Source organism: Niveispirillum lacus (genome assembly GCF_002251795.1).
Taxonomy (GTDB): Bacteria; Pseudomonadota; Alphaproteobacteria; order Azospirillales; family Azospirillaceae; genus Niveispirillum; species Niveispirillum lacus.
On record NZ_NOXU01000032.1, the window covers coordinates 360,374 to 377,028 of the forward strand.

Genomic DNA, 16,655 nt, shown 5'->3' on the forward strand with positions numbered 1-16,655 from the left:
CGCGTTCATTATTGGACGCTTCATCAACAGCCCAATACAAGCGCTATCCCATTGCACCTCGTCCCGACTGCACACCTAGACAATACTTACACAAACGCTTCAAGAGCCATTTCAACCTTTTTGAACTGCTCCGGGATATTGAGCTTCTCTTCGACTGCAATTTTGCAGTTGGCTACAAGTTGTTCATATCGAGAAGTGCCAACAATTGAAGATGCTTCTTTCATAGCCTCGATGAAGGCCCCCAACGACCAATCCTCCATGAGCAAACCACAGCCGAACTCGTCAATCACCTCCGCACATTGGGGATGTGGTGCACAAATCGGCGGCACGCCGGAAGCAATCGCCTCGAAGAACTTATTCGGTGAAGCATAGAGTTGATTGATGTCGGTGGGAGCCCACATCACGATACTGTACGCATATTGTTGCCTAACAGCATCAAGCTCCAGCGAGCTTAGAACGCCAAGATAGCGGATATTATTACGCTCTTGAACAGATTTGAGTATCTGGTTGGCATCTTCACTATAGGCTGGCCCGGCCAAGTCTATTCTGTAGCCGGACAAGGCGGAATCCAGCAGATAGTGGCATTGCGTCTGCCTGCCGATGGTGCCAGCATACATGAATGAAGGCTCCGTCTTGACGGCGGGCGGCGTAAATCCCTGGTGCGTCAAGTTCAAGACCTCAACAACACGCGCATCATTCCACCCCAGTGTTGTGAGGTCATGATCGGCGCGGCGCCGTTCGGGCACGATCACCAGATCCACGAGATGTTTTGCCATCTCGTTCAGACGGATAAAGTTCTCCCCGCCCGCCTGCCGCTGATGGTGCAGGCTTTCCAACATGTAATAGATGCAAAGCGGGGGCCGGCGTTTTTGCAGAAGCAGAGCTGGCAGAACAGCCGCATTCACGAACACAACAATGTCCGGTTCAACCTCTTTCAGGAACCGTTCGATCTGGATGTTGTACTCAATATGGAACGTCTCATCATGCGGCGGCATCCGCGAGCCGAAACGGACAATCCGTAGCCCCTCCCGTTCGTGCATCTGTCGCCGGAACTTCATATCCGGTTCAACGATATAGGCCTCTGCAGCCCCATATTTCTGGGCCAGAGCGGTGACCATCAGTTCCAGTTGCTGATAGCCATAACCAAGTGCAACATCGGCCAGCCCGACAACCTTGACGCCGGTGCCACGCATTTTCGGGCGCTCCAGCAGGGGAACCATATCCGTCATCATAGGGATCACCATTCGCGAGCGGAGAAGCGGGAGACAGTGGAACCGTCGATCGTTGCCGGGGCGTTTTCGGGCGCCAGCATTTCTTCGACAAGTCTTCCCGGTGTGAAATAGTCACCCAATTTCCGGTGCAGCCAATCGGCAGAGTGGGCGTAAGCTGTGTAATTGTCCGCCAGCAGGCTCAACCCCTTGGTCAGTTCCTCGCATATCTTTCCGTCCGACCCATCATCGACATACACGATGGCGCCTGGCTGTATGGCGATCGGGTCTTTTCGCATCAGCCAATGGATCTTGACCTTGCTGATATAGAAGTCGATATCACTGTAGGCGTTACAAAAGCCCAGCCAGATGCTGCGCCCTTCGGATGCGACAGGCAGCACGACCGAGAAGACCGTATCTGCGGCGCCATTTACAATCACATCCGTTCGGGAAATCTCGTTGCTGAAACCTTCCTTGTCCTGGAACGCAAAAACGATACGGGCGGTCAGGTCGTTAATGGCCACCTGCATGTGGTTAAAGGTCAACCAGATATGGGTGGCGCCGGCGGGGACCGGAATGTGGGTATAACTGGTGCAGCCCCGGCGTACCTTCACCTGACGGGGAATATGGGTCATTTCCTGGTTGGTCAGCGGCTGACCGTTACTGGCATATTCGGCCCACCGCGCCGGGGGGACGACATTCCAGGCCAGGATCTCTTCCTCCGCGACAGCGGCATTATGGAATTCATGCGCATGTTCATTGATGATCTGCGACATCCAGGTCCCGGCCGGGATGATGGACGGTTTGCGCGCCGCGATGGCCTCTGTGAAGATACCCGAACTGCGCGCGACATAGTTTGTGCGCAGGTAGGGAACGATGACGGCATCGACAGTCTTCAGAATGGCATTATAGGACGGCACATCCAGGGCGCCCTTGGCGATTGAAACCATGCCGGCCGGCAGGCTGCGCAGCCTGCGGTCCAGCAACTGAATGCTTGTCAGCATATTGACGTCGATATGCGCGGATTTTGGCGCATAGACCTGCAGAAGAAACTCGATCTGCGTGGCCTCGGCAGACCGGCTGGCCAGCAGACGTCCCATGACGGCAGGAAGGTGATGGAACCCCTTTTCTTTGCGCGCATCGCCTAAGAACCCGATCTTGATGGCGCTCTTTGGCTGTTCCTGGTCGGCATCCACGGCGCCGGCATCCTGCAGGATCTGTGTGAAACTCTCCAGTTCCCCCTGCAAGCGCATGACCGCGCGCGTTACAACCTCTGTGGTTTCATCCATCCTTTGCCCCGGCAGGAAGCGAATCCCGCCATAGGTCGCCGGCACCCACCGCGCAACAGCCATTTCACGGCAGCTTAACTTGGCAATGTGGAAGCCGTTATGGAACAGACTGCTGAAGCCAAGCCAGACGGCACCAGCCTTGGGCGGGACGGAAATGACCACCGAATGTTTGTCACGCCGCCCGGCCTTCACCGTGAGAAGCTGAACATCCTCAGAATGTTTGGCGCCACCATGATCGGTGAAGCCGGCGACGACACGCACACCCATGCGTTCGCCCGGCAAGCCCATTCCATCCGTCTCAAACGTGATCCACAGATGGGTACAGCCGGGGGACAGCAACAATGATACGTATGCATCCATATGCAGGCGAAGCAACAGGCGATCGTCGCTCAGGCACTCCGGTGCATCACGGTCCACACCAGAATATTCATAGGCGCGCCAAACAATATCCCGGGCATGTTGAATGGACAGTTCACGGCCGCTGGAGAAGCTACGTTGATGGTAGCTGAAATTCTTCAAATCCAGTTCTGCGGCCAATGAATTGCCGGCAGGGACGATGGAGGGCGTGGCTGTTTCCTCCAGCGCTTTCACCCGCCCATTCACCGCACGCTCGTCGCAGGCGCTGTAGCTGTCAGCAAAGACAGCGATTTCGTTCCTGGCGAGGATCGTCTGCAGCGACTTAGGGTCCTGCATGGTCTGTGTGGAGGGCTTCAGCAGGACCTTGCTGCTGACTTGTACCCGTTCCTGAACCACCGACCGATCACCAACGACAGACAACAGCCATGGCAGGTCTGACATCCTGGCGAGGTTGGTTGCGACCTGGTTACCGAAAGCAGCGCTATTCAGTGATCCCGTCTCATGAATGACAGCAACATTAATCCCTTGCTCAGTGGAACGTTCCTGCCACACAGGCGCGGCGGCCAGCGCATCGGGATCAACCGGGACCGGCAAGGTCTTGAACGGCACAGTGCCGAACCGGTTGTACTGATCGGTAAGCGGGTCTGTGTCGGTGTAGAAGTTCAGCCGTGTGGTCCGACGGATATCATCCATCATGGCAAAGGCGGTACGGTGCGAATGGACCGGCCATTCCTGCCCATTGTGAAAAGTCGAATAGCCATCATAGACGTTGCGGCGGAACAAAAGATGATAGCGGGGCCGCCGCAATGCGCGATGTCTGCGAAGCGCCGACGACAAAGCCGTTATCTCGAAAAACGCCATGGTCGGGAAGAAGATGTGATCCTCTTCGCCCAGCGCCAACCCCTCAACGACGCGGATCAACGCCTTTTTGAAGGACTCCGCTGCGATGCCCATGTTGGTCAGGTTGGAGAAATACTGCTGATCCCGCTCAGGCAACTGCTGCGCAGCCGTACCGTTCTGGGCCAGCGCCTGACGGAACAGACGACGCTGGCGACCGATCTCCCAGCGGCGACGCTGCGGCCCCTTTGGCGGCGGGGGATCGAACGTCTCCGCCGCTTCGGACTGTTCCAAGCCCGTCAGCAAACGGCGTGCGATCACCGCCCGTTTAAAACGCAGGGTATCCAGGGCGCTAAGCGGGAATTGGGTATTGTAATGCTGGAAGCTGTTCAGATTGTTTGCGGCAGCAAAGATCAAGCCGCTTTTTGAATAGCGGCGACGCAGCCAACGGCGATCATCAACGGTAAAGCCACTCTCAGCGGGCTTTTGCTCGCTCGGCCGTTGTCCCCAGATGTCATATTCAAATGCCTTGATGATCCTGAATTGACGGTTGCCGTCATCGTTGAAAGCCGAATTTACGACCAGAATACATTCAAACCCATGCTTCTCAGCAGCACGCAGCACTTGCTCTGCGTAGACCAGATAGTGGCCACCAACATCGTGTATCGAAGGATCGCACAGAACAAACCGCTGCCGCATTTTTGGCTCCCCGAAACCTGTAATCGGCACATCACAAATTAGGACACCGGCCCGCCTTCCCCGTGCGGGCCGGTTCGTGCAATTGCATTGTCACACGTTCGAATAAATCTCGTTCCGGATCATCCGGTAGCCCTTGATCAACTCCTGGATTCCCATCTCCAAAGAATGGGCGGGCCGCCAGCCAGTGGCCTCCAGCTTGGCGTTGGAGACGATATAGTCGCGCTTATCCGGGTCCTCGCCCACCGGGGCCTCCAGATAGGCGAAAGCGGGCACCTGTTCCTTGATCTTGGCACAGAGTTCCAGCTTGGAGAGGTTCGCGTCCGACAAGCCCATATTGTAGACTTCGCCATTCATCGCTTCGAACTGGTTCATGCCATGCATGAAACCCTTGGCCACATCGCGGATATGGATGTAGTTGCGTTTGAAATGCCCTTCAAAAATTACCACAGCCCGATCGCGGACCGCACGATAGGTAAAATCATTGACCAGCAGGTCAATACGCATGCGGGGCGCAAAACCGAAAACAGTGGCCAAACGGAACGAGATTGCGTTGCCGCGATCCATGACGGCCTTTTCGGCATCCACCTTTGTCTGGCCATAGATGCTGATCGGGCGCAGCGGCGACTGCTCGTCACAGAAAATACCAGCTTCACCAACACCATACCCACTGTTGGTAACCGGGAAGATAACGCGCTGGTCGGATGACAGCATGCCGAGCAACATGCGCACCGCATCCAGATTGATCGAGGTCGCGGCCAGCGGGTCCTGCGCACAGGCGGGCGCACCAACCACGGCCGCCAGCGGGATCACCCAATCGGCGTCCTTAGCATATCGAGCCACCAACGAGCGGTCACGGCAGTCACCCCGGACGGCATCGAAGGCAGGATGCGCCGCGTGCAGCCCCAGCGAGTTGAAGCCATGCTGGAAGTTGTCGATGACCGTAACGGCATAGCCATCTTCCAGCAACAGCGGAACCAGGATACTGCCGATATAGCCACCGCCGCCGGTGATCAGAACCTTGCCCTTCATTTTTTCCTCACATTTCGCCCGAAAACCAGAACCCAAAGGGGCGACTATCGCATGATGATGGTGGACCCTAGTGTGTCTAGGCCGACAGGAACCACCCGTGCCGGCGACACAGCCTCAATGACAGACTTTTGATAAGCTGGCGGAACAACCATCAACAAGAAGCCGCCACCACCAGCGCCGCACAGTTTACCACCAAGTGCCCCATGGCGCCGTGCAACATCGTAAAGGGTGTTAATGTCGCTGGAGCTGATCTTGCTGGACAAGGACAGTTTGATCTTCCAGCCCTCATGCATCATGGCGCCAAAATCACGCAGCATCGTCTCGGGATCATTCCCCTGGAGAAGATCCATGCCCTGATCCACCAAGGCCAGAAGATCGGACAACTCCCGGTCAACCTTGTTTTCGGTCGTTTTCTGAATCTGTTCGTCCAGGGTTGCCGAGGCATGCCGCGTCTGGCCGGTATAAATCAGCAGCAAGGACGAGCAGAGCGCCTCCAGACAGTCCGAACTCATGGCGACAGGGCGGATGCTGAAACCGTTTGCATCGAAGTCGAAACGATTGATTCCACCAAAGGCCGCATGCAGTTGATCCTGCACGCCCACCCGCTCCTGCAAAAGATCACGCTCGATATGGATGGCCTCCTTGGCCAAGTCCAACTTCGTCCGGGGTCGGTTTTGCAGGGCACTGAGAAGATTGACAAAACCAACGGTGAATGCCGAGGACGACCCAAGCCCCGTAGAGGCCGGCATGTCCGACATAATCGAAATATCGAGATCTTCGTTACAACCATACACAGACAAGCCAACGCGAACCACATTGTGCTGAATGTCCGAAGCCTGCGTGACTGTTTCCAGACGGGAATAACTTAACCGATATCGATAAGGCTGAATACCGCTCAATCGGAGTGCGGATATGTAAATGTATTTATCTATCGCCATCCCAATAACGGCACCGCGGCGACCAGCCCTCTTGAAATACTCGGGGTAATCAGTACCGCCCCCGAAAAAACTCACCCTCAACGGCGTCCTGCACGTTATTATCATAATGAATTCCCCACAACGCACAAAGTACCCATAGAGCCAAGCTCAGCCAGCTCGCAAGAGAAAACTTTACTTTCCTTTTGAACGGTCATTTAGCAAGCGAACGAACATTCGTTTCCAACATAACGCATTCAAGGTAAATTTTCCAATAAATTTATGGGCTTGGCATTTTTTGCTTCAGGGCCAAACAAGGTCTTCCGCAAGGCACACCGGGGCACCGGCGATCTCTACGCGGAACGGCTTCCCACGCGCTGAGACAGGCAGGCTCAGGGAGAAGCCACAATAGCCCTCCCCGAACCCGGCTTTCCGGACATCCGGCCGTTCGCCCCATGCCGAAGTGGAAACCAATAGCCCGTCATCGTTAACGATTTCGACAGTCAGACGGCGCCGCGGTGCCGCAGTGTCATAGGCCCAGCCGGTGACCCGGCCGTCAGCCGAAACCGAATCCACATGGCCGGCGACGACCGGAGCCTGCTCACCAGGAGAGGGGGGGGGCAGCAGCGAGACCGTCTGCGAAAGCGATGCCAGTGCCAATCCCCGTTCCGCACCGACCGACATAAGCCGAACCGTCCCCGTTTCGATAAACTGCGCTTCCATTGGATCGTGAAACCGGACGCGGATACCGCCCGCTACTGGTTCGGCATGTGCGGCTGCCAGGTGCAGGGACTGACCCAGATTTATCTGGATGGAAGGCCAGTCTCGTCCCCCAAGATCCAACAGTGTCATCTCCACACTTGGCCGCCAACCGCATAGCTGGGCGACCGCCAAGCTAGCCGGACCCGTGAGCGGCCCCCGAGCATAAGGAATGCCATTGCTGCTCTTTGCCACCCCTTGCCACCCCTGTCGGGTTTCTAAGAGGATCGCCGTCTGTTCCTGCCCAGGCTGAGGCCACGGGACATGACACATAGAAAGCTGGCAATCTTCTATGGTGATGGGTTGATCGTTGCCCCTGAGTTCAATCCCGACCAGCACCAAAGCCAGTGGCGAAGACTGGGTGCGACATAAAAAGGTCGTGTGGCCGGAATCACTTCCGACTTGGTGTGCATGTTGAATACCGGAGAGATGCAGATTGGGCGCCGACGGCAACGATGCGCTCGCCTGTCCGTTGCTGCACCACAATGTCAGTTGGAAAGGCGCATCGGCCGGCAACACAACCCAGTAGCGGACCACGCTGCCGGCGGACAAAGAGATCCTGCCACCTATGACGGGCACGGGCCGACCATCCGGGAAGCTCCAGACAACGTGACCTGACAACACTTTCAGCATCGCCAGCAGTAACGGCTCCAGTCTGGCGGCATTCTCATTTGTGGACAGCAGGGAAAGCCGCTGTGCAGTATCCATGCCTTCCAGCAGCAGCAGACCCCGACGCAGCAGAGGCAGACTTGTCGGTTCCCCGGCAGTGAGCAAGGAAACACAGGCATTAATGGCGCGCCAGTCGGCACTCCATTCGTGGTAATCGGGGATAGACAACGGCGTCAGGGCCAGCGCGGCGCCCCCCGACAAGCCCAGCACCTGAGCCGCCAACTGCGCAAACCTGCGGTCTCTGCCCTCGCCGGCCTGTTGTGTCCTGGCGATTGCTAAACCGGCCAGTGCCACCTCTCGTCGGGCATCCGGGCTGATAGAAAGTCGGCAGATCTCCTGGCCAAACCGATCCGGTGTATCTGCGATGGGCAAGCGGATGCCGGTGGCATCCATCAACTCCCGCAAAGCGTATGACGTACCCACCACGGCCCGGCCCAGGGACAGCGCCTCCAAGACCTTGATAGGACTGCCGGCACCGCTGAAAATCGGCAGAACCACTATCTGCGCCGCAGCATAGAAAGGTCGAAGATTGGATACACGTCCGACAAGAGCGATATTCGGATGGACTGGCCAATCCTGCTGATCGGCGATATCGCCTACGACGGCCAGGGTCATATCCATCGGCGCCAGCAACGGCAGGTACACTTTTTCGATGAACCAACGGAGCGCGTCAATATTCGGCTTGTGCGCGGAACTGACGAACAGGAGATCAACCTGTCGCCAGCCAGCCAATTGCTGGACCAAAGCCTCAAGACGTTGCTGATCCTCAATCCAGCTTCCCGCCAGAAGCGGCAGGGCATCCAGCCCGGCAATGGCAGCCAAATCGGCGGGACCGATCGGATGGTCGGGGACCGGTGCCGGCAAATGTCGGACCGCGAGCGATGGCAAATGTCGACGCAGCAGATCTGCTTCGAAGGTGGAGAGCGATACCGCCATCGCAGATCGGGCGAGCATGGCCAGTTCCCGCTTCAGATCCTGTTCCGACAGGTCCCGATGCCCATAGATGGCCGTCTGGAAACTTTGGATATCATGAATTTCGCAAAGCACGGGAACCGGCCGGGGTTCGTCCAGCAGCCCCAACTTCTCTATCAAGGGTAGGTTGGTGATATAGTTCAAAACCACAAGTTCAGGGCGCTGCCGTGCGATAGACCGCCACAACGCAGCCGGGATCTGAAGACACGCGCGGTAGTGGATATCCCGCTCTATGGAGTATTCCCCCTTATCCTCGGCTGCCCTGAACAGGTCTTGCGCCGCCTGGGATGTAGCATCCGGTGCATAGGAGCACACATGCACCGCAGCAAACGGGAACGCCGACAATGTCTCGTCCAGCGCGCGGGAGAAGTCGAACAGCGCATCTGCGCTGGCAGGCCGGTTCATCTGAACGAACAGTCCCGTGACTTGGCACCCCAGGTCAAATAGGCCCTGTAACTGCGACCGGGCAACGCTGCTGGCCCCATTACGCAGGACCATCGCATTGCCATCCATCACAAACAGCACTGGCGGCCCCGGGACAGCGGGGGCGGCTGGAACGGTCCAGTCGTGAGCCTGCTCCAACACCGCCATGAAATGGTCGGCCGATGCTTCGGAACGCCACGCTTGTGCAGCCGCCGCCGCTTGCTGCTGAAGACCAGCAAATCCGTCAGCGGCACGGCGAACCGCAGCGACAAAGTTTGCGGGCTCATCAAATGTAACAGTCCCGGTCGCGCCGCGGGTCTCCATCCACGACCCGCTGCTGGTCACCACCACTTTGCCGGCGCATTGGGCCTGAACCATGATACCGGAGCTGCGGGCTTGATACCGCTCACAATCGTAGGGGATCAGAACAATGTCGGCAGCGGCCAGCAGCCCATAGTAAGCCTGCGTATCGAGGGCCGAGGTCAAAAGCTGAACCTCCGGCGACGGGAACTGCCGCAAGCGCTGCCGCGCCTCCGGCACGGACGGCTCACCGCCTGCGACATTGAAGTTCGACTGCGCTAAAAGCCGGACCCGGCCGGTTCTGAAATGGCTGTCCCACATTTGCCGGACCATTTCCGGCAGGAGGGGGTAGCCCTTTTCCTCTCTGGCATCGCCGATATAGGCAAGGGTCAGGGGGGCTTGCGGGCCAAAGCCGTTTGCATCCTTGTTTGCCACCTGCTCCAACGCACGCACCATGGCGGCTTGATCAAATGGAATGGGCAGGGTGGAAGCCACGGCACGCAACAGCCGCCCACACAGTGCGGTCAACCGATCTGTGTCCGTATGGAAGCGAACGCGGCCTGACATCAATTTGTTGGCGGCCAACCGCCCGAACAGCCCTGCCAGTTTCGAGCTGTAAGCCGGGTTCAGGTCACGCGGATCATAACGCAGGACAATGCTGAACCGGGGCAGGCCCGCCGCTCGCCATGGCGGTATTGCCGATAAGGACCATAGCAGTTGGGCCAATTGCGACCAGCCGAGCGTATGGATCAGGACCAGATCGTCCGAACCCGCCCCCGCCGCCGCCAGTTCCTGCAAAACATCATGACCGAAATGTCCCGAAGCCGGACGATGCGGCGGGATGTCGGACCAATGGTTCCAACCATATGAAAAGACGGGCCGGACCGCCTGCACACCCAAAGCCTGCTCCAAAGGGACATCATTATCCAAACGGAGCTGGCAATTAGCCAGAATTTGAACCTGCCATCCGCGCTGGACCGCCCCCTGCGCCACGGCGCGGGAATACTCAAAGTAATGCCCGCCCTGCGACGACAAGGAGTGATCGACAATGACCAACTGGCGCATAGCGTCCAACCCGGCAGTCACGAGACTCACTCCACAGGCGCCATCGCGTTTTCCACTAGCTCGCAAATGGTGTGGCCGACAGCGATATGCATTTCCTGGATACGGGCCGTCATCGTGGACGGAACCGGCAGCCACAGGTCAGCCAGCGGTGTCATTGCGCCCTCCTTCGCCCCAGTCAAACCAATTGTGCGAATACCCATCTGGCGGGCCACATGCATGGCATCGACAACATTGGCGCTGTTGCCGCTTGTGGACAGACCGACCAGCACGTCACCGGCCCGGCCGACACCTCGCAGTTGGCGCGAAAACACATCGCGGAATCCGTAATCATTGCCGATGGCGGTCAGGGCGGACGTATCGACCGTGAGGGCAAGCGCCGCCAGCGGCGCGCGGTCGCGCATGAAACGTCCCATCAACTCTGCCGCCAGATGCTGGCTGTCGGCAGCCGACCCACCATTGCCACAGAACATGACCTTGCCGCCGTTGCGCAGCGACGCGACCATGATGTCGGCAGCTTCGACGACCTCTCCCGACAAATCCTGAAGTTTCTTGAAGTTTTCGGAGATCGTGGCAAAGGTCTCGATGACAGCGTTCAAATTGTTAGACATAGTGCCTCTGTATAATAGCGCCCCGATAGGAGGGGCATTTACACTACTCAAGCCTGATAGCGCAGAGTATCGACCACCCGCTGTGCGATAGCAAGGGAGGAGGTCAAGCCGGGGGACTCTATACCGAATAGATGGACCAAGCCTGGGACATGATGGTCAGCCTCCGTTTGGAGCAAAAAGTCCGCCTGTTTTTCACCCGGCCCCGACAGTTTGGGGCGGATGCCGCAATAGGCCGGCACCAGAGCCCCATCTGGCAATCCAGGCCAATAGAGTCGGATGCGCTGATAGAAGGCGTCAGCGCGCCGTGGGTCCACCTGATAGTTCAGCGGACCTGACGGAAGCCATTCGACATCCGGGCCAAACCGTCCCTGCCCTGCCAGGTCCAGCGTCAGATGAACTCCCAGACCACCATCCTCGGGGATCGGATAAATGAGACGACTGAATGGGGGCGACACGCCCTGCAGGGCATAATAGTTGCCTTTGGCATAATGGCGCGGTGGTATGTGGGCCGGATCATAGCCCAACAGGCTCCGGGCCACACTCCAGGCCTCAAGCCCCGCAGCATTGATCAACTCCCGGCAACAAATGGTCGTCGGCTCCCGACCACCAGTGTGAACCGTGAAGCCGGAACCAGTCCATTCCGCCCCAACAACCGGTGTCTCCCGCACAAGGATCGCACCGTGATCCTCCGCGTCACCCAATAGAGAGACCATCAATGCATGGCTGTCGACAATACCAGTGCTGGGCGACAACAACCCGGCCACACATCGCAACGCCGGTTCCAATTCCTGCACCCCAGCAGCATCCAACAGGCGCAGATCGTCAACGCCATTGGCACGTCCCTGGGCTAGCAGATCGTGAAGCTTTGATACCTGGGCGGTGTCGGTTGCCACCACCAGTTTTCCCAGGCGTCGATGCCCAATGCCGCGTTCCTGACAATACCGATAAAGCCGCTCCCGGCCATCGAGACATAATGCGGCGCGGACCGATCCTGTGGGATAATAGAGCCCGGCATGGATAACTTCAGAGTTGCGCGAACTGATACCCTGGCCGAAATGCCTTTCCGCTTCCAGAATAAGCACCTCACGGCCAGCGATGGCCAACGCCCGGGCAACCGCAAGCCCGACTACCCCGCCACCAATAACCACTGAGCTCATCTGGTCCACGCCTGCCGCTCCGGCCGTTCATCCCCCAGCCTGGAGGCCACAATGTCTTGTTTGGCATACACAAACGGCCAGGGCAACAACAGCAAGGTTACGCCGCGATCCATCCAAAGGTGGCATCTCTTGGTTCGGGCTCTGCCATGGGGTACGGTGGCAGAGCCGTATTGACGGAAGCAACGTCCAACCTTTGGCAAGAACAACACGCGGGAGTTTGTCCTTGGCGACGCGAACGGAGAGGATTTTGGCCGAAGGGCAGCAGTTTCAGGATCATCTGACATGAAAGCCGACCTGACCCATTTGGACCGGCTGGAAGCAGAGGGCATCTACATCATTCGCGAGGTTGCCGCTCAATTCCAGAAACCCGTCATGCTCTATTCCATCGGCAAGGACAGCGCCGTCATGCTGCATCTTGCCATGAAGGCCTTCTATCCCGCAAAGCCCCCCTTCCCCCTGCTTCATGTTGATACGGGATGGAAATTCAAGGAGATGATCACATTCCGGGACGAAACGTCGGCGCGGCTGGGCCTGGACTTGCTGGTGCATACCAATCCAGATGGGTTGGCACGCGGAGTCGGACCGTTCAGCCATGGTTCTGCGGTTCACACCGATGTGATGAAGACACAGGCGTTGAAGCAGGCGCTCGATCAATACGGCTTCGATGCCGCGTTCGGCGGCGCCAGGCGCGATGAAGAACGATCGCGGGCAAAGGAGAGGGTCTTCTCGTTCCGTGACCGCAGCCATGGCTGGGATCCCCGCAACCAACGACCGGAACTCTGGAACCTTTACAATGGCCGTATCGGCCCGGGAGAGAGTATCCGGGCCTTCCCCCTGTCCAACTGGACCGAACAGGATGTGTGGGCCTATATCGCGCGGGAGAATATTCCCATCGTACCGCTTTACTTTGCTAAACCGCGCCCTGTCGTGGAACGGGACGGCACCTTGATCATGGTCGATGATGATCGCTTGCCGCTCCACCCCGGAGAGGTACCGCAGAACCGCTGGGTGCGGTTCCGCACACTGGGCTGCTACCCCCTTACCGGGGCCATCGATAGTCAGGCGGACACTTTGGAGGCGATCCTGGCGGAACTGGCCGCAGCACGGCAATCCGAACGGCTGGGACGGCTGATCGACATCGACGCCGGCGCTTCGATGGAACAGAAAAAGCGCGAGGGCTATTTCTAATGGCCGGACTGCTGCACTTTATCACCTGTGGTTCCGTCGATGATGGCAAATCCAGCCTGATCGGCCGGCTGTTGCATGATTGCGGCGCTCTGGCTGAGGATCAGTTGGAGGCGTTGCGCCGGGACAGCGCACGCCACGGCACAACCGGTGCCGGCAATCTCGACATGGCCCTGCTCGTCGACGGCCTGGCTGCCGAACGGGAGCAAGGCATCACCATCGATGTTGCTTACCGCTATTTTGGCACGACCCGGCGGCGTTTCATCGTCGCTGATACGCCAGGGCATGAGCAATATACCCGTAACATGGCCACCGGGGCCTCAACCGCCGAACTGGCGGTGCTGCTGGTCGATGCGCGCAAGGGATTGCTGGCCCAGACGCGGCGGCACAGCCTGATCTTGTCTTTGATGGGCGTTCGCCATGTCGTGCTGGCCGTCAACAAGATGGACGCTGTTGGATGGGATGAAGCGGTGTTCACCACCCTTGTCGACAGCTACCGGGCCTATGCGGCCCCGTTAGGCTTCAGGACAGTTCAGGCCGTCCCCCTGTCCGCGCTGACCGGCGACAATGTGACAATCGCGTCCGATCACATGCCCTGGTACCAGGGCCCGCCGCTGTTGGAACTGCTGGAAACCGCTGACACGGCGGACGGCATTACCGAAAAGCCCTGGCGTATGCCGGTGCAATGGGTGATCCGGCCTGATGGCGATTTCCGGGGGCTTGCGGGCACGATCACCAGCGGGGTGGTACGCGTTGGTGATCCGGTGCGCGTCTTGCCCACGGGACGCGAAAGCCGGGTGGCCCGGATCGTCACCGCTGACACCGACCTGTCCGAGGCGCAGGTCGGTCAGGCTGTAACCCTGGTTCTGGCCGACGCCGTGGATGTGGCGCGCGGGGATACCCTGTGTGACCCCGCACAGCCACCGGCAGTGACAGACCAGTTCACGGCCCATGTCATCTGGATGCACGAACAGCCTTTGCTGCCCGGGCGGGCCTATTTGCTGCGGCTTGGAACCCGGCAGATCGGTGCCCGGATCACGTCGCTTAAACACCGTATCGATATCTTTACCGGCGATCATCTGGCGGCCGAGACGCTGGGGCTGAACGATATCGGCCTGTGCAATCTGGCATTGGACGGTCCCATGCCGGTGGAGGCCTACCAGGATAATCGGGCCGGCGGGGCCTTCATCCTGATTGATCAGCACAGCAATGCTACGCTGGGCTGTGGTATGGTGGTGCATACATTGCGCCGGGCGGACAATATCCGCTGGCAGCCCTTGAAGGTGGATAAGGCCGCGCGCACCGCCCAGGCGGGCCATCGACCCGTTGTGCTGTGGTTCACAGGCCTGTCAGGGGCTGGCAAGTCGACCATCGCCGACAAGTTAGAACAGAAACTCTATGCGGCCGGTTGTCGAACCATGACGCTGGACGGCGATAACATTCGTCACGGATTATGCCGCGACCTTGGTTTCACGGCGGCGGACCGGGTGGAAAATATCCGCCGTGTTGGTCATGTGGCTCAGTTGATGGTTGATGCCGGACTGGTGGTGCTGGTCAGCATGATCAGCCCTTACCGGGAAGATCGGGACATGGCCCGCGCCATGGTCGGCGACGGCGAATTTGTAGAGATTTTCATCGACACGCCGCTGGCCATTTGTGAAGCCCGTGACCCCAAGGGCCTGTACGCCAAAGCGCGTGCCGGCCGGTTGCCGAATTTCACGGGTCTCGACAGTCCGTATGAGCGGCCCGTTACGCCGGATATCCATCTGACACCGGCAGATGGCGATGAGGAAACGCAGGCCTCGAAAATCATCGAATGGCTGCGGTACCGAGGCTTCTTCACGTTGGATAGCAACTGATCATGATTAGGGGTGCGGCTGGTTTTGGAGAATGGGGACATGAACAGCTCATCTTAACGGAGTGTCGGGTAGATCGCCCCTGCCACCGTTCACCAAAGTCGCCGCCCGTGGCGCGGCGTCCAGGTCACGCATGACGCAACCCTGCGTGTGGTCAATCGCTTCAACAAAACCATGGCAGCAAAAACCAATCAGGAACCATCCGCCCAGTGCTCCCAACGCCAACATCTACGCAGCGCTGGAAATAGAGGCCATGGCCGCGTACCTATTGCAGCCAAGCATTCAGCAAACGCGGCATGGTCACTATCGTTTGCTGCATGGGACACGGTGAGAATGTGGTGCGGTAATGGTCAAACTGGTGACGGGCGTGGCGGGGTTTATCGGCTTTTCGGTTGCCCAGGCTCTGCTGGATGCGGGTGAAACCGTTGTTGGCATTGATAACGTCAATGACTACTACGATGTACGGCTGAAGGAGGCGCGCCTTGCGATCCTCTCCCGGCATCCAGGCTTCATCTTCTATCGCCGGGACATTGCCGACATCGCCCTTGTCGATTTCATCCGGCAACAGCACCCGGATATCACAGAAATCATTCACCTGGCGGCCCAGGCTGGTGTGCGCTATTCGCTGATCAACCCCTACGCCTATGTGCAATCCAACCTGCAAGGACAGGTGGTGATGTTGGAACTGGCACGAGCGCTGCCGGGCTTGCGTAATTTTGTCTATGCCAGTTCATCGTCGGTGTATGGGGCTAACAAAGAGACGCCATTCTCTGTGGATCACGCTGTCAACCGGCCGATTTCGCTCTACGCCGCGACCAAACGTGCCGACGAGCTGATGACCTATACCTATAGCCATCTGTTTAAAATCCCGGCCATCGGCCTTCGCTTCTTCACCGTTTATGGTCCCTGGGGACGCCCGGACATGGCGGTCTATCTGTTTACCGACGCGATCCTGGCGGGTCGAGCCATCGACGTGTTCAATGAAGGACAGATGTGGCGAGATTTCACCTATATCGACGACATTGTCGCGGGTGTCCGCGCTGCGCACCTGAACCCGCCGGCCCCTGACGGCGATGGTGTACCGCATGCAGTCTATAATCTGGGCAACCATCGACCGGAGCGGCTGACCGACATGATCACCCTGATCGAAGCGGCGCTGGGTCAGAAGGCAGCAATCAATTACCGCCCCCTGCAGCCCGGTGATGTCATTCGCACCTGCGCCGACATAACCAGCAGTCAACGCGACCTGGGTTATGAACCAACCGTCAGCCTGGCTGACGGGATACCTCGTTTCGTGGCCTGGTTCCGTGAGTTCTACGATCGCTGAT

The 16,655-nt window shown here is 58.4% G+C and carries 10 protein-coding genes; 3 read left to right on the plus strand and 7 right to left on the minus strand.

Going from position 1 to position 16,655, the window contains the following annotated elements:
• Positions 1-86 precede the first annotated feature (86 nt).
• From CHU95_RS20720 to CHU95_RS20750, 7 genes are all read right to left on the minus strand, one after another.
• Positions 87-1,232: a glycosyltransferase gene (locus tag CHU95_RS20720; RefSeq protein ID WP_094458252.1), complete on the minus strand. Its 1,146-nt coding sequence runs from the start codon at positions 1,230-1,232 to the stop codon at positions 87-89.
• A gap of 5 nt (positions 1,233-1,237) precedes the next feature.
• Complete coding sequence (locus CHU95_RS20725; RefSeq protein WP_094458253.1) at positions 1,238-4,390, minus strand: hypothetical protein; 3,153 nt, start codon at positions 4,388-4,390, stop codon at positions 1,238-1,240.
• 90 nt (positions 4,391-4,480) lie between these two features.
• On the minus strand, positions 4,481-5,419 hold the full coding sequence (locus tag CHU95_RS20730) for an NAD-dependent epimerase/dehydratase family protein (protein ID WP_094458254.1): 939 nt from the start codon (positions 5,417-5,419) through the stop codon (positions 4,481-4,483).
• A gap of 44 nt (positions 5,420-5,463) precedes the next feature.
• Complete coding sequence (locus CHU95_RS20735) at positions 5,464-6,432, minus strand: GHMP family kinase ATP-binding protein (RefSeq protein WP_207762567.1); 969 nt, start codon at positions 6,430-6,432, stop codon at positions 5,464-5,466.
• Between the two features lie 204 nt (positions 6,433-6,636).
• A complete protein-coding gene (locus tag CHU95_RS20740; protein WP_133065611.1) occupies positions 6,637-10,542 on the minus strand; it encodes a glycosyltransferase in 3,906 nt (1,301 codons plus the stop codon).
• Between the two features lie 5 nt (positions 10,543-10,547).
• On the minus strand, positions 10,548-11,129 hold the full coding sequence (locus CHU95_RS20745; RefSeq protein WP_094458257.1) for a D-sedoheptulose-7-phosphate isomerase: 582 nt from the start codon (positions 11,127-11,129) through the stop codon (positions 10,548-10,550).
• Between the two features lie 47 nt (positions 11,130-11,176).
• A complete protein-coding gene (locus CHU95_RS20750) occupies positions 11,177-12,286 on the minus strand; it encodes an NAD(P)/FAD-dependent oxidoreductase (protein ID WP_094458258.1) in 1,110 nt (369 codons plus the stop codon).
• 282 nt (positions 12,287-12,568) lie between these two features.
• On the opposite strand from CHU95_RS20750, the gene cysD reads away from it, so the two are divergent.
• From cysD to CHU95_RS20765, 3 genes are all read left to right on the plus strand, one after another.
• Complete coding sequence (cysD, locus tag CHU95_RS20755) at positions 12,569-13,474, plus strand: sulfate adenylyltransferase subunit CysD (RefSeq protein WP_094458259.1); 906 nt, start codon at positions 12,569-12,571, stop codon at positions 13,472-13,474.
• Positions 13,474-15,330 carry a sulfate adenylyltransferase subunit CysN gene (gene cysN, locus CHU95_RS20760; protein ID WP_094458260.1) on the plus strand — a complete coding sequence of 619 codons (1,857 nt, stop codon included), beginning with the start codon at positions 13,474-13,476 and terminating at the stop codon, positions 15,328-15,330. Before cysD ends, cysN begins: the two co-directional genes overlap by 1 nt.
• Before the next feature lie 343 nt (positions 15,331-15,673).
• A complete protein-coding gene (locus CHU95_RS20765; protein ID WP_094458261.1) occupies positions 15,674-16,654 on the plus strand; it encodes an NAD-dependent epimerase/dehydratase family protein in 981 nt (326 codons plus the stop codon).
• Position 16,655 lies beyond the last annotated feature (1 nt).

What these genes read in the sequence shown, in the direction of transcription:
- CHU95_RS20725 (WP_094458253.1), bottom strand. Translation starts at nt 4,390, where the DNA reads ATGCGGCAGCGGTTTGTTCTGTGCGATCCTTCGATACACGATGTTGGT.
- CHU95_RS20745 (WP_094458257.1), bottom strand. Translation starts at nt 11,129, where the DNA reads ATGTCTAACAATTTGAACGCTGTCATCGAGACCTTTGCCACGATCTCC.
- CHU95_RS20750 (WP_094458258.1), bottom strand. Translation starts at nt 12,286, where the DNA reads ATGAGCTCAGTGGTTATTGGTGGCGGGGTAGTCGGGCTTGCGGTTGCC.
- CHU95_RS20720 (WP_094458252.1), bottom strand. Translation starts at nt 1,232, where the DNA reads ATGATGACGGATATGGTTCCCCTGCTGGAGCGCCCGAAAATGCGTGGC.
- CHU95_RS20765 (WP_094458261.1), top strand. Translation starts at nt 15,674, where the DNA reads ATGGTCAAACTGGTGACGGGCGTGGCGGGGTTTATCGGCTTTTCGGTT.
- cysN (WP_094458260.1), top strand. Translation starts at nt 13,474, where the DNA reads ATGGCCGGACTGCTGCACTTTATCACCTGTGGTTCCGTCGATGATGGC.
- cysD (WP_094458259.1), top strand. Translation starts at nt 12,569, where the DNA reads ATGAAAGCCGACCTGACCCATTTGGACCGGCTGGAAGCAGAGGGCATC.
- CHU95_RS20730 (WP_094458254.1), bottom strand. Translation starts at nt 5,419, where the DNA reads ATGAAGGGCAAGGTTCTGATCACCGGCGGCGGTGGCTATATCGGCAGT.